Genomic DNA, 13,267 nt, shown 5'->3' with positions numbered 1-13,267 from the left:
TTGGCATCGGCCGAGTCGCTAGCACCGGGTTGGCGGCCATCGTCCGCACGCACCTCGCCAACGAGACCTTCCGCGTACGCGGCTGGAGGCCCGCCGAGTTCATTCAGGGCGTGGTGCTGGTGTTGTCGAGGCGTTTGACGCGCGCTACGTTCTCGCGGTCCTCGGCGTCCGTACTCGCCTCGGCGGCGAACCAGGCGTCGAGGATCTCTTTGAGTAGCGGTTCCGAGGTCAGGCGCAGGCTGAGCGCGAGCACGTTGGCGTCATTCCAGCGGCGCGCACCGTCCGCCGTGTAGGCGTCCGTGCACAGGGCTGCGCGTACGCCGGGAACCTTGTTCGCGGCGATCGACGCGCCCGTACCGGTCCAGCAGCACACGACGGCCTGGTCGGCGTTCCCGGCAGCGACCTCGCGGGCCGCCGCCTCCGAGCAGGCTGCCCACTGTGGATCGTCGCCGGGGTTCAGCGCGCCGTACGTCACCACATCGTGTCCGCGGTCGCGCAGTTGCCTGAGGAGTGCTCGAGCCACGGGTTCTTCCATGTCTGAGGAAACGGAGATCCGCATGTCCTGAGATTAACCGGCCTGGAGCGGAGGGTCTCCGCGGGTCGAGGAGTGATCAGGCGCGTGCCGTAGCCCTGGCGTTGCCACTCGCTCGTCATCGCTCAAGCATTGTCAATGCACATCGACATCTTCGAGCCCCTCTGATCAATACGCCGGAAACGTGCCGGAGGCGGCGGTGATCACCCCCGACTGTGGGTGGCGGGCTCGCCTGAGGCGACATGCCGGGCGACCGTATCGACGCCGGGCCGGGCGTATTTTCTCTGCGCAGCCGAGGTGACTGTAAAATCCGCCACTGGAGTTCACCCGTGCGGCCCAACGTCATTGGAGTAACGACGTCTGGTGGCACCTGGGGTGGGGCATGACATCGACCGAGCGGACAGGATGGCGAAGTGCGCCGTTCCCTGGTCGATATCCCGAAGCACGGCGGCAGGGCCCGCCAGGCACAGCCGGAGACCAGGACGTAGATGATCGCCGCGAACGGCGTCGCATCAGGCGTGTCCTGCGTTCCACCGCCCTGCGGTCGAACCTTCGACGGCGGGATCAGCGGCTCCGCGATCTCCCACAACCCGTCCGGAACAATCCAACTCCACGTACCCCGCCCCATACCGGGGCCAACGACGCCTCACCACATAGGGCACGGTCTTAACCCTTTGCCGAGGAATCGATGGGCCAGCTAACTTTGCCTAGCCGTCCTTGTTGATCCGGACCGGCACTGTCGAGGAGGAGGTGTGGAGCACATGCGCAGGAGTGCCCAGCAGTTGAGCCCGCGTACTGACGTTTGCCACCTCCTCACGACGGAGACACCTTGTCGTTTCGCATCACCCCACTGACCGACCCCGCTCGCGGGGCGCACAGCCGACGCCTTGCATGGCTGGCGTCCGACACCGATGCCAACCCTGTCGGAACGGCCTTTCTACGCCTGTTCGATGGCGGACAAGCGCACCTGGCCGAACTGGCCCTCCATGTTCATCCCGTGGAGCGCCGCAAGAGCATCGGCTCCCGGCTACTCGACACTGCCGTGGCCGCCGCCCGGGACAACGCCCGACGCTGCGTCGTGGCGCAGGCCGGGGCGGGATCGCCCGGCGACCACTTCCTGCCGGCCCGCGGCTTCCGCAAGGTCCTCACCTTGAGGTTCGCCCGCTTGCCCCTGGCCGATGTGGACATGTCCTCCCTGGCAGAGATCATTGAGCGTCCGCATTCCGGCTACCGGCTGGCGTCCTGGCAGGGAACCGTTCCCGACGATCTCGCCCAGACCTTCGCCGACTCACGTCGCGCCATGGACGACATGCCCATGGAGGACACCGACCACGGCATCACGACCTGGGACGTGGACAGGGTCCGGGCTGCGGCGAAGGCCGTCGAACAGCGCGGCGACCACCTGCACACCGTCGTCGCCATCGACACCTCCAACGGCTCGATCGCCGGGTTCACCGAACTCGTCGTGCCCGGCGGCGGCACAGGTGATGCCCAGCACTACGGCACCGGCGTGCTGCCCGAGCACCGCGGACACGGCCTCGGGCGCTGGATGAAGGCCGAGTCGATCCGTCAAGCCCACGGGCACTACCCGGACCTCGGCGGCCTCCTGACCGACACCGCCGACAGCAACACGCACATGAGACACATCAGCGACAGCCTCGGCTACCTGCCCACGCACACGACACTGCAGTACCAGCTCGACCTGTAGAGACGAGCGGACGGGCCGGACCCGGGCATCACCTCGTCCGGCCCGTCGGCACTTCACCACAGGCCCTAAAGGTTGTTGCAGAAGGTCCTTTCGGGCAGGCTTGAGTGGCGCCTGACCTGCTGTTTCAGCCCGTCATGGCGAGGTTGTGCAGGGCGGCGACGGCCTGGACCGCGTGGGGGAGGCCGTCTCCTTTCTGGCGGCAGTCGCGGAGGGTCTTCCGGTTCTTCATGCGGGCGAAGGTGTGCTCGACGCGGGCCCGCACCCGGCGGTGTTCCGCGTTGTTCTCCTCCTGCCCGCGCAGGAGGGGCGTCCGGCCCTTCTGCGGTGCGGGACGAGCAGCCCGGTTCCGAGGTAGGCGCCGTTGGCGTTGTACGAGAGCTTGCCGTCGGAGTTCACCGCGGCTCGTGACGCGTACGGCGCGTGCTCTGGCTGCCGAGGCCGGGCAGACGGTGAGCGAGTCGGTGTTGCACGAGGTCGAGCAGATCCTCCACGCGGTCCTCGCCGATCCCGGCGTTGCCGAGCAGTGGGCGGAATGGCGGCTGGTGAAGTCCGCGGATACGGTGCTGGGTTTCGCCGGCCTCGAACCGCTGCCCGGTGCAGCTCCGCCGGGACGGGCGCAGGACATCCCGCCAACCGGATCCGCGGCGGATTACGTTCCGGCCCCGGAACCGGGCACGGGCAAGCGGGCCGTGCAGGCGCGCGCCTTGAGCGGGTGAAGGTGACTCGCGTGGACTTGTCCGAGACCCAGGCGGTGACGGAGCGCCTGGAGGCGTCGCAGGCTGTCGGGCAGGAGCTGGCGGACCGCGCGGCTGCCGCAGTGGAGAGCCTCACCGGCTCGGAGAAGTGAATCCGCGGCGCGCGGCACAGCGCGCGTGGCCGGGACGGCCATGGCGGCGGTGCATCGTGTCTGCGGTGAACCGAATCAGCCGGCGGATGTTGCCACTGGTGTGGCCTTCGCCGAACTTGCTCCGTCCACGAAGCGGACATCAGCTCCCGGCCTGGCCTACCTGGCTGCCTGGCCGGCGCGCCCGCTCCTTCGGGGCCGGCTCCTTCTCGCAGAGGGCGCTCACCGCGTCCCAGACGTACAGCAAAGCAACCGGCAAGGGAATCGCACATGCGGCCGGAAAGGTTTGGGTTTGTGCTCCGCCTGCTACTTGTGCCATCTCATGACATTGGTTCCTTGCGGTCAGGCTCGGCGGCGTAGGACGTCAGACGATCGGCGAGCGCGATGACGAGGTCACGGAGTTCATCGGGGCGCTCGATGACGAACGGCCGGTCGAGTGAGGCGAGTACCGGGGGTATCCAGTCGAGCCGCTCCGCCCGGAGCTCGACGCGCAGCCAGCGCTCGGTCGCGCGGTTCTCGCCGGCCGCGGACTCGTGCTCCTCCAGGCTCGCGACGCTGGCCGGAAGGTGGGCGCGGATCTGCTCAACTGTCCCGTGGACCCGCAAGGTCACCTCATGCTGGTACTCGGCCTTGGCGAACCCTGACAACACGCGCTGTTCCGGACCGGGACCCACTGGCGCTTCGAATGAGCCGGGCAGGGTCCGCGCATCCGCGATGCGATCGAGCCGGAAGGTTCGGTCCTTGCCGATCTGGGCGTCCTTGCCCGTGACGTACCACCGGCCCGCATGGGCGACGATCCCGTACGCGTGCAGCGTGCGTTCGCTGCGCCGTCCGTCACGGTCGGTGTAGCGGATCGAGACCGGTCGGCAGTGGCGCACCGAATCGGCGATCGTGAGCAGGACCCCAGCGTCCGGGGTGTCGAACTCGCCGGGCCGATCCGTGAAGGCGAGCGCTTCCAGGAGCGTGTCGAGCCGACGGGCGACGTGCTTGGGCAGCACCCGCCGGATCTTCGCCGACGCCGTCTCGCTTGCCGTGCGCGTCGTCGTCGTCAACCCTGCTCGGCGGCCCGCGACCAGGCCGAGCACCACGGCCAGCGCCTCGTCGTCGCTGAGCATGAGCGGAGGCAAGCGGCTCCCGGGAGCCAGCCGGTACCCGCCGTAGCGGCCACGCACCGATTCCACGGGCACGTCGAGGCCGATCAGTTGGTCCACATACCGGCGCACGGTGCGCCCTTCGACGCCGAGCCGGTCGGCGAGTTCGGCGGCCGTCCGGGTGCCGCCCGACTGCAGCAGTTCCAGGAGTGTCAGCACGCGGCCGGTTGGTCGAGGCATGTTGGCAGCCTAACGCGGATACAGGACCGATTCTGTCCACTATTTCTCCTAGCCTGCGACGAGCACGCCTCCAGCACAGCCAAGGAGATTCCCATGGACTTCGTCTCGATCCGCATCATCACCAGCGACGTCGCACGCCTCGTCGACTTCTACGAGCGAGCCACAGGGGCGCGGGCGGCCTGGTCCACCGAGGACTTCGCCGAACTCCAGACCGCGGGCGCCACCCTCGCGATCGCCGGCATCCGCACCGTCCCGCTGTTCGCCCCGGACTCTGCCCGCCCGGCGGCCAATCACAGCGTGATCACCGAGTTCCTCGTCGACGACGTGGACCGCGTTCACCAGAACCTGACCGGCTTCGTCACCGACTTCGTCAACGAGCCCACCACGATGCCCTGGGGAAACCGGTCGCTGCTGTTCCGCGACCCCGACGGCAACCTCGTCAACTTCTTCACCCCCGTCACCCCGGCGGCCATCGAAAGGTTCGCACGCTGACGCCACGCACAGCCGCTCACGCGGGAGCCCTGAGATCCCAGGGCTCCCGGTGAACGCGGCCGCCGAGTCCAGGAGAGCCACCAGCAGGGGACATCGGAACGCACCGCTGACCCCCGAAGGACGTCTGCGTTCGTGTCCGCGGGTCGACACCGGACGTCCGATCGCGCGCGTCGCTGCGGGAGCCGGGATCTCCCGCCGCTGCCCGGCGAAGAGGTACGCCCGCTGGCGCGCGCACGGCGAGAACGGACTGCTCGACCACTCCTCCCGCCCCGCCACCAGTCCCGCCCGCACCCCCGAGGACATCGCCGACCTGGTGGAGGCGCTGCGCGGCGACAGACCAAACACGGACCAGCCCGCCTCGCCGCCGAGCTACAGAGGCTGCACGGCGTCACACTCGCGCCGGTCCCGGCACCGGCAAGGACGGATACACGTACCTCCATTCGGCGCTCGACGACCACTCCCGGCTCGCCTACACCGCGGCCCTGGACGATGAGAAGGCCGTCGCCGCGGTCGCCTTCCGGAACCAGGCCGTTTCCTCCTTCGCCGCCCACGGCATCACACAGATCCGCCGCTGCCTCACCGACAACGGCGCGTGCTACCGGTCTACGACCTGGGCTGACGCCCTCGCCGCGACCCGTACGAAGCACAAGCGGACCAGGCTGTACACGCCGCGATCAGAGTTCAACAACCCCAACTCGCCGTCTGGCGGCCACAGCCCACCGGGCCCTTGGCACTGCCGCTTTTGCCGCGCGCCCGTGCAAGGGCCCGCAGACTGCTGGTAGGGGGCGGCGAGGGCGGCTGGCGCAGACCGGGTAGGCGTCGTGAGCTGGAAGCGGGGGTGACTGAAGCGAGGCGGTGGGTGTGGCGCCTCCTGTGTGGGTCGGGGGTCTCTCCTTCGGGCTGATGGGCCTGCCGTGGGCCTCTACACGGCCACCCGCTGAACTAGCCGCTCGCGGGGTGGGGTGCGACGACGCAGTCGGACTTCGCGGATTCCAGGGCTCCGTTGACGGCGGTGACGCAGAACTCGTAGTTCCAGGTGCCGGGGGAGAGGTACGCGATGTCACGGTGCGTGGTGTCGACGATGAACTCGTCGGCGGAGGACTGGCTCCCGCTGTTGATGTTGCGGACCCAGACGCGGTATCCGGCCGCTTGCGGGGAGCCCGACCAGGTGAGTTGCACCGTGGTGGGGTCGGTTGAGGTCACCTGGAGGTCGCGGGGCGCAGGCGGGCTACCCGCCCCGATGGTGACGGCGCGCCCGGCGCCCGGCAGGCCGCCGCCCGCGGCATTCCATGTCACGACGGCCACGACGTAGTGGTGGCCGGGTGTGAGGCCGTCGATGTGGATGGACTTGCCGGTGACCGAGGTACTGTCGATGAAGGCGCCCGGGGTGTCCTTGTCGAAGGTGATCACCTGGTAGCGGTCGATGGTGTCGGTGTACGGGCCGGTGGGTGCGCCCCACACGACATCGACGCCGGTCGCGGTGGCCGTGGTGACGATGCCGACGGGTGGTGGAGCGGTCCTGGGATGCGCGGTGGCCCTGACGGTCGGCGACCAGTCCGACTTCACCGTGTCGCCGTTGTCGGTGCGGACCTGGTACTCCCACTCCGTCACCTTGATGCCGCTGTCCTCGGAGGAGGCGACGATGTTATCCGGCACGGGTGTCGCCCGGGCGGGCACGTTCGCCGGGACGGCCGGTATGGCGGTGCCCAGGTGGTAGCGGTCGTGCAGGGTCTTCTCGAAGGCGTGGGCGATTGGTATTCGCCGAGCGCGTTGGGGTGCAGGCCGTCGTAACCGGCGGGGCATCCGTCCGGCTCGCAGGAGTACTCCCCGCGCCAGTCGACCAGTTCGACCGGGGACCGGTCGGTGCTCCACCGGGAGATCGCATCGCTCAGCAGCTGGTTGTAGGTGTCGGTGTTGGCGATCAGATCGTCCCGTCCGCCGATCCGGGTGCGCTGGGGGACGTTGGCCAGCGCGAACTTCAACTCGGGATCGGCGGCGCGGGCCTCGTCGACCAGTGACTTCATGCTCGCCAGGGCGCCGTTCGCATCGCTGACGAACCAGCCCATGTCGTTGAACCCGAGCCCGACCAGCAGCAGGTCCGGCCGGTGGTTCTTCACCTGCTCACGGATCAGGGTCTTGTCCTGGGCCGCCTGCCTTCCCCACACGGCGAAATGGTCGCTGTCGAACTCCTCCGCGCCCCTGGCGTACCCGCCGGACGTCTGTGGCGGTCGCGTGACCGCTTGCTGCTCGCCCTGGAGCGGGGGAGGCTGCGGTGCCGACGCGGCGTCGGGCGGCACGGTCCCCGTGTACGGGCCCACGAAATCCACCGATACATCCTGGTCCCTGAACCACTGCCACAGCCGATATGGCCAGGTCCAGTCGCCCTCATGACCTTGTGTCATGGAATCACCCACCACCATCACCTTGAGCGGGTCAGTGGGCCGCGGTGTTTCTGGTGGCTCAGCGGGCGGGTTGGGGTCGCCCGGTGAGTTCTCGTCGCGGGTGTAGTCGAACGGGAACATGGCGTTCTTGAGATCGCTCGGGTAGCTCGAGTCCTTGATGGCGATCGAGGCGTGGTCGAAATCGTGGTCGAAAAGCTTGTCGCGCAGCCCGCTCGGGAAACCGTTGGACGACACCAGAGGCGAGCGCATCCATCGGTGGTAGTGGTTCTCGGGTGGCTCGTCCCCCGATGACGCGAAGCGGAAGTTGTGCGTGGAGGCGCCGTCCTTGTGATAGACGAGCTTGGGGTGGGTACCGTCCCACAGGACGTCGTCGGCCGCTTTGATCTCGTAGCCGCCGTGCTGCGACGCGGAGACCCACTTCGCCTGGTCGTTCTGGACCCAGACGGCGATGTGCTCCCAGTCGTGGACGTGACCGCCGGCGTCTGGCCAATGCTCGACTGCGACGTCCTTCTCGAAGTAGTAGTCGTAGAGGTAGACGCACCAGCCGGAATTGCACCGCTGGCGCGCATAGGCGTTGCTGTTGTCCAGGTCGGACTGGTCACGGCAATCGGCCGGAGCGGACGTGCCGTTGTGGTCGAGGCCCTGGGCGATGGTCCCGTCCTGCCCGATCGCCGGCACGTTGTAGCAACCGTCCGTGTCGTAATCCAGGGCAGGCTGCCATTTCGCATCGTTGTCGGTGGCGTTCTGCGGTAGTGCCCGCGGCGGTTCGGGTTCGGCGGCGCTCGCCTCCGAGGGCACGGCCAGCAGGCCGCACACGATCAGGACGATCGTGAGACCGGCGGCGATCAGACCGCTCGGACGGCCTTTGCCGCCTAAGGGAAAGGGCCGTAACCAGGAGGTTCTCAGAACATGGGGAAGGCCGAACATCCAGTGACGTCCTCTTGTGGAAGTGGATCGGGTTCCTGCCCGCGCGGCGAGGCCGAGAACGCCGCGCAGAATCGGCGGGGTTGCGGGTCCAAAGGGGGTGAACGCACGCGGTCGCCACGGGACCTCTCCGTGCGATTCCGGCGCCCCCGCTCCGGAGCCAGGTTGGTCGTGATGGTGGCGCCGGGTGCATCGCCGCTGGGGCTCAGGGCCCGAGTGGTGATGTTCGCGGGTGGCGGGGGTCAGGCCGGTGCGCTGGTGTCGTAGAAGGCGCGGGCGGCGAGGCCGATCCACTCGGGGCGTTCCCAGGAAGGCCAGCGGGTACGGGCGTTCTCCGCGATGGAGGCGGCCGTCTCGTCGGCGGTGGCGCCGCGCTCGCGCAGCCGCAGTGCTTCGTCGCGGACGTAGGCGAGGTAGTCGCGGACGTCGCGGATGAGCGAGGCGTCGGTCACCTCGCCGTGACCGGGAACGACGGTCTGCGGGGCGAGTGCGGCAAGCTCGTCGAGCACGCCGATCCAGCCCTCGCCGTCCACATCGGTGTCGTGGGGCGGGAAGTACGGGACGATCGGGAAGATGCGGGTCTCCAACAGATCGCCGGCGAACAGCACTCGGCCGTCCACGAGGACGATCTGGTCGGATCGGGTGTGCGCGGGACCGACCTCTCGCAGCAACACGGTACGGCCGCCGAGGTCGATCTCGGCCTCGCCCTCGTAGACCAGATCGGGGTCGACCAGTTCGACCCCTTCGAGTTCGGCAGCGACTGCGGGGCTCAGGCCCTTGAACATGTCGAGGTAGCTGGCTCCCTTGCGCCGCAGTTCGGCACGCTGACCGCGGTTGTAGACGGTCGTGGCGGCGCCCTTGAACGCCTGCGCGCCGAAGCCGTGCTCAGGATGGAAGTGGGTGAGGGTCAAGTACAGGCGGCGGCCGCCGGCCAGGCACCGGGCCTGTTCCAGCACCAGCGCACCGTTGCGGGGGCCGATGCCGGTGTCGATGACCAGTGCGGCCTTCTCACCAAGGACGATGCCGACGTTGGGCACCAACTCGACGCGGTGGTCCGAGATGACGAAGACGCCCTCGGACACTTCGACGGGAGATCCCGCTACGACGGGCGGGGGGCTGTGCAGGACATCCGGCGCGCCGTCGGAAGCGAGAAGCGCGGGGTCGGTGGCGCACATGACACAACTCCAAATCTGAACAGTGTTGAGATTTTGGCCCGAGCGTAACACTCAATCTGAACAGAGCTAAGATGGAGCCATGGCGAAGGAGCGATATCACCACGGGGACCTGCACGGCGCGTTGCTCGACGCGGCGGAGACCCTCGTACGGGAGCGGGGGGCCGACGGCTGGTCGCTGCGTGAAGCATCGGCGCGGGTCGGTGTCAGCCCCAGCGCCGCCTACCACCACTTCGGCTCGCGTGACGCACTCGTGTCCGCCCTGTCCGAGGTCGTGCTGGCCCGGCTGGGGAACCGCCTGCGCGACGCCATGGACGCGGCGCTGGAGCAGGGTCCCGAACGCCTCGCCGCATGCGGGCGTGCCTATGTCACCTGGGCCGTCGAAGATCCGGCCGTCGCCCGGCTCGTCTTCCGCGGCGGCGCCACAACGGCGCAGTCCGTCATCTCACCCCACCCGCACGACGTGCTCACGACCGAACTCGACCGCTTGACCGAAACGGGCCACTTGCCCCCGGGAGCCCGCCCGGGCGCCGAGTTCGCGGTCTGGGCCGCCATCCACGGCCTGGCCGTCCTGCTCATCGACGGCCTCGTACGCATCGATGACCGGGAAGGCATCGAATGCCAGACCGAACGTCTGGTCTTCGCCACCTTCAACGGCCTGGCGCGGGAAACCGCGCCTGAGCCCCAGCGGCCCACGCCCACCACCACGCACACGCGACGCCTCACCCAGGGCCCGGCCCCCAGCCCCGGACCGCACACGCCCTCGCCCTCGCCTTCGTCCTGAAGGACCCGCGGGAGGGCTCTGGCGGCCCGGCGGATCCGGGGGCTCACGCGTCGGATGGTGGCGATGCCGCCTTCCTCCTCGGGGCTGATCGGGAACGGCGCGTCTTGGCGCCGCGCCACCAGAGCAGGCGGCCCTAGGTGAGGATGTAACTCCTCCTCCAGTACGGCGAACAGCACATCGCTCAGCTTCGGACGGGAGGCCGGACCACAGGAACGAACCGCGTCCGGCCCGGCGTCCCGCCAGGCCCGTCGCCACCGGTGGACCGACCGGACGCTGCCCCGTAACTCCTTGGCGATCTCCGTACTGCCCCGCCCATCGGCGCACCCGCTTCCATCCGGACCTGTCGACGGTCATGCAATTCCCCACGTTCGGCGACTTGAGCGTCACCTAATTCCCCACCTGTGTGGTCACGTTTCCCCATGGGGGCGGCGGTCACGACCGCCGGCCGTTGTTGCTCAGGTCTGGGCTTGTGTTCCCCGTTTCGGGTGGTTTGGTCGCTGAGCCGTCTTCTCTTTCGATTCCTCTGGTTTCCCCATGGGCATGCCGGAGCCGGGTTGAGGGGCCTGACCGCCTCGGAGTCGTCGTCTCTCGGCCTTCGGGCCGAGAGGTCAACGGACGCGCGGGATGGCAAGGAGAACATTCGCCGTGGTCGACATCATCGAGATCTACGTCCACTGGTACGCGGGCCGCTCAAAGAGCCAGGTCGGGGCATCTTTGGGGCTGGACCGCAAGACGGTCAGGAAGTACCTACGGCCGGCGGAGGAAGCTGGAATGGCCCCAGGCGGGCCGCCGATGAGCGAGGCCGACTGGGCCAAGATGATCAAAAGCTGGTTCCCGGAACTGGTCAGCCGGCGGCTGAACCAGATCACCTGGCCGGAGATCGAGCACTATCGTGACTACGTCAAGGGTCTGCTCAAGACAACCAGCGTGACTACGATCCATCAGCGGCTGCGGGACGAGCACAAGCTGAAGGCGTCGTTGTCGTCGTTCCGGCGGTGGGTGCACGAGAACCTTCCCGACGAGGCGGCCAGGTCTCGGGTCACGGGGCTGCGGGACGAGGTCGAGCCCGGCTCGGAAGCCCAGATCGCCTACGGATTCCTCGGTCAGTGGATCAACCCGGGCACCGGGAAGCGCCACCGGATCTGGGCATTCGTGATGGTGCTGCCCTGCTCGCGGCACATGTTCGTCCGCCCGGTGGTCTACATGGACCAGAACGCGTGGACCGAGGCCCACGTTGAAGCGTTTCGCTACTTCGGCGGGATCCCGCGCCGGCTGGTGCCGGACAACTTGCGGACAGCGGTGGACCGGCCCGACCTCTACGACCCGAAGATCAACAAGTCGTACAGCGAACTCGCCTCCTACTACGGGACCCTGCCGGATCCGGCCAGGGCCGCGCATCCGAAGGACAAGCCCCGGGTTGAGCGGCCGATGCCCTACGTCCGCGACTCGTTCTGGAGTGGTCGGCAGTTCACCTCGATCGAGCAGATGCAGGCCGAGGCGATCGCCTGGGCGAGGAATGTGGCGGGCAAGCGGCAGTGCCGGCCGTTGGGCGGGGCTGCCCCGCTGGCGGTGTTCGACGCGGTTGAGGCCCAAGCCCTGCTCCCGCTGCCGGAGAAGCCGTTCGTGCTGGCCCGCTGGTCGGCCGCCACCGTCGGCCCGGACATCCACATCAAGGTCGGCCGCACCCTCTACTCGGTGCCCTGGAAGCTGATCGGCCGCAAGGTCGACGTCCGCTCCACCGCGACCATGGTGCAGGTCTTTTACGAGGGCGAGCTAGTGAAGACACACACTGCCCTTGACCAGGGAAAACGCACCGACAAGAACGATTACCCGCCGGAGAAGATCGCCTTCCAGATGCGGACGCCGATCTGGTGCCGCAGCCAGGCGTCCGAGGTCGGCGACGCCTGCCGGGAGGTGATCGACCAGCTGCTGGAAGTCAACGCGCTTTACCGGCTCCGCGCCGCCCAGGGCATCCTCGGGCTGCCCAAGAAGTACGGCGACGGCCGTCTGGAGGCCGCTTGCACCAAGGCCATCACGGTCGGCGACCCGTCCTACCGCACCATCAAGGGCATCCTGATCGCCGGGACCGAGACCGACCCGGAGCCCGAGACGGGCGACGCGGGAGCCGCGGCCTTCTTTCACGGGCCGGAGGGGCTGTTCGCCGCCGCCATCCCCACCCAGACGGCGGACGAACTCCACGGTGACCAGGGCCACGACGACGCCGAGGAGGCCGCGCGATGAGCGTGATGGACACCGCCCTGCGCGAGTCGCTCAAGGCCCTAAGGCTCTCCGGGATGCTGGAGACACTCGACGCCCGCCTGGCCCAGGCCCACCGGCGGTGAACTCGGCCACCGCGACTTCCTCCAGGTCCTCTGCCAGGACGAGATCACCCGCCGTGAGACCGTCGCCTTCCAGCGACGGCTCCAGCGGGCGAAATTCGAACAGCAGGTCACCCTGGAGGAGTTCGACTTCTCCGCCTCGCCCAAGCTGCCGGCGGCCCAGATCCGCGACCTGGCCGCCCTGCGCTGGCTCCACGCCGGAGAGTCCGTAATTCTGTTCGGGCCAGTCGGGGTCGGGAAGACCCACGTAGCCCAGGCCCTCGGCCACCTCGCCATCCGCCTGGGGGCCCACGTCCGCTTCGCGAAGACCAGCCGGATCCTGGCCGAGCTGGCCGGCGGCCACGCGGACCGGACATGGGAGAAGAGGGTGCGGGAACTGGTCCGCCCGGACGTGCTCATCCTCGACGACTTCGCCATGCGCCAGCTGACCGCGGCCCAGGCCGACGACCTCTACGAACTGGTCAGCGAGCGGCAGGGCCGGTCCCTGATCATCACCAGCAACCGGGCGCCCAGCGACTGGTATCCCCTCTTCCCCAACCCCGTCGTCGCCGAGTCACTCCTGGACTGGCTGATCAACACCAGCCACCAGGTCATCATGAACGGCCCCAGCTACCGGCCGAACAAACGCCCCAAGAACCCCACCGACAGGGACGGAAAAACAACCTCATAGAGAGGTCTACCACCCGAATCAGCGGAATCGGTGCCTGTCCTGCTGAAGGCCAGGCACCGATTTCGCATG

General features: G+C 68.4%; 11 protein-coding genes and 5 pseudogenes. 8 read left to right on the top strand and 8 right to left on the bottom strand.

Annotated elements, in window-relative coordinates; translation table 11 throughout:
• Nucleotides 1-103: 103 nt before the first annotated feature.
• Both OG386_RS01795 and OG386_RS01790 read right to left on the bottom strand, forming a co-directional pair.
• Nucleotides 104-559 (bottom strand): RpiB/LacA/LacB family sugar-phosphate isomerase, encoded by a 456-nt coding sequence (locus OG386_RS01795; RefSeq protein WP_328786410.1) that lies wholly within the window; start codon nt 557-559, stop codon nt 104-106.
• A 388-nt stretch (nt 560-947) separates the two neighbouring features.
• Nucleotides 948-1,160 (bottom strand): annotated as a pseudogene (locus OG386_RS01790) (transposase); the annotation flags it as partial.
• A 201-nt stretch (nt 1,161-1,361) separates the two neighbouring features.
• Here OG386_RS01790 and OG386_RS01785 point away from each other — a divergent pair.
• Entirely contained in the window at nt 1,362-2,240 is an 879-nt protein-coding gene (locus tag OG386_RS01785) for a GNAT family N-acetyltransferase (protein ID WP_328786409.1), read from the top strand.
• A gap of 124 nt (nt 2,241-2,364) precedes the next feature.
• On the opposite strand, the pseudogene OG386_RS01780 reads toward OG386_RS01785, so the two are convergent.
• Nucleotides 2,365-2,606: pseudogene (locus OG386_RS01780) on the bottom strand (transposase family protein); the annotation flags it as partial.
• Nucleotides 2,607-2,689: 83 nt separating this feature from the next.
• Between OG386_RS01780 and OG386_RS01775 the strand changes: the two are divergent.
• Nucleotides 2,690-2,956, top strand: coding sequence for a hypothetical protein (locus OG386_RS01775; RefSeq protein WP_328786408.1), 267 nt, complete (start codon nt 2,690-2,692; stop codon nt 2,954-2,956).
• A 448-nt stretch (nt 2,957-3,404) separates the two neighbouring features.
• Here the strand turns inward: OG386_RS01775 and OG386_RS01770 are convergent, their stop codons facing one another.
• Nucleotides 3,405-4,415, bottom strand: a complete 1,011-nt coding sequence (locus OG386_RS01770) for a helix-turn-helix transcriptional regulator (protein ID WP_328786407.1) — start codon at nt 4,413-4,415, stop codon at nt 3,405-3,407.
• A 93-nt stretch (nt 4,416-4,508) separates the two neighbouring features.
• Here OG386_RS01770 and OG386_RS01765 point away from each other — a divergent pair, with 93 nt between their 5' ends.
• The 3 genes and pseudogenes from OG386_RS01765 to OG386_RS46780 all read left to right on the top strand — a co-directional run.
• On the top strand, nt 4,509-4,907 hold the full coding sequence (locus OG386_RS01765; RefSeq protein WP_328786406.1) for a VOC family protein: 399 nt from the start codon (nt 4,509-4,511) through the stop codon (nt 4,905-4,907).
• A gap of 49 nt (nt 4,908-4,956) precedes the next feature.
• Nucleotides 4,957-5,400: a leucine zipper domain-containing protein gene (locus tag OG386_RS46785; protein ID WP_405790474.1), complete on the top strand. Its 444-nt coding sequence runs from the start codon at nt 4,957-4,959 to the stop codon at nt 5,398-5,400.
• Nucleotides 5,333-5,689: pseudogene (locus OG386_RS46780) on the top strand (DDE-type integrase/transposase/recombinase); the annotation flags it as partial. The gene OG386_RS46785 and the pseudogene OG386_RS46780, both read left to right, overlap by 68 nt.
• A gap of 160 nt (nt 5,690-5,849) precedes the next feature.
• Here the strand turns inward: OG386_RS46780 and OG386_RS01760 are convergent.
• From OG386_RS01760 to OG386_RS01750, 3 genes are all read right to left on the bottom strand, one after another.
• Nucleotides 5,850-6,563, bottom strand: a complete 714-nt coding sequence (locus tag OG386_RS01760; RefSeq protein WP_328786405.1) for a fibronectin type III domain-containing protein — start codon at nt 6,561-6,563, stop codon at nt 5,850-5,852.
• The gene (locus tag OG386_RS01755; protein WP_328786404.1) at nt 6,515-8,236 is read right to left on the bottom strand and encodes an NPP1 family protein; all 1,722 of its coding nucleotides are present in this window, start codon (nt 8,234-8,236) and stop codon (nt 6,515-6,517) included. The genes OG386_RS01760 and OG386_RS01755 overlap by 49 nt, the downstream gene beginning before the upstream one ends.
• A 239-nt stretch (nt 8,237-8,475) precedes the next feature.
• Nucleotides 8,476-9,408, bottom strand: a complete 933-nt coding sequence (locus OG386_RS01750; RefSeq protein ID WP_328786403.1) for an MBL fold metallo-hydrolase — start codon at nt 9,406-9,408, stop codon at nt 8,476-8,478.
• A gap of 79 nt (nt 9,409-9,487) precedes the next feature.
• On the opposite strand from OG386_RS01750, the gene OG386_RS01745 reads away from it, so the two are divergent.
• Nucleotides 9,488-10,189: a TetR/AcrR family transcriptional regulator gene (locus OG386_RS01745; protein ID WP_328786402.1), complete on the top strand. Its 702-nt coding sequence runs from the start codon at nt 9,488-9,490 to the stop codon at nt 10,187-10,189.
• Nucleotides 10,190-10,416: 227 nt separating this feature from the next.
• On the opposite strand, the pseudogene OG386_RS46775 reads toward OG386_RS01745, so the two are convergent.
• Nucleotides 10,417-10,494: pseudogene (locus OG386_RS46775) on the bottom strand (helix-turn-helix domain-containing protein); the annotation flags it as partial.
• Nucleotides 10,495-10,834: 340 nt separating this feature from the next.
• On the opposite strand from OG386_RS46775, the gene istA reads away from it, so the two are divergent.
• Both istA and istB read left to right on the top strand, forming a co-directional pair.
• Nucleotides 10,835-12,430 carry an IS21 family transposase gene (gene istA, locus OG386_RS01740; RefSeq protein WP_328786401.1) on the top strand — a complete coding sequence of 532 codons (1,596 nt, stop codon included), beginning with the start codon at nt 10,835-10,837 and terminating at the stop codon, nt 12,428-12,430.
• Nucleotides 12,427-13,198: pseudogene (gene istB / locus OG386_RS01735) on the top strand (IS21-like element helper ATPase IstB). The gene istA and the pseudogene istB overlap by 4 nt, the downstream one beginning before the upstream one ends.
• Nucleotides 13,199-13,267 lie beyond the last annotated feature (69 nt).

Source organism: Streptomyces sp. NBC_00273 (genome assembly GCF_036178145.1).
Lineage (GTDB): Bacteria > Actinomycetota > Actinomycetes > Streptomycetales > Streptomycetaceae > Streptomyces.
Note: the sequence above shows the minus strand (reverse complement) of the source record. Positions and strands in the feature narration are given on the sequence as shown.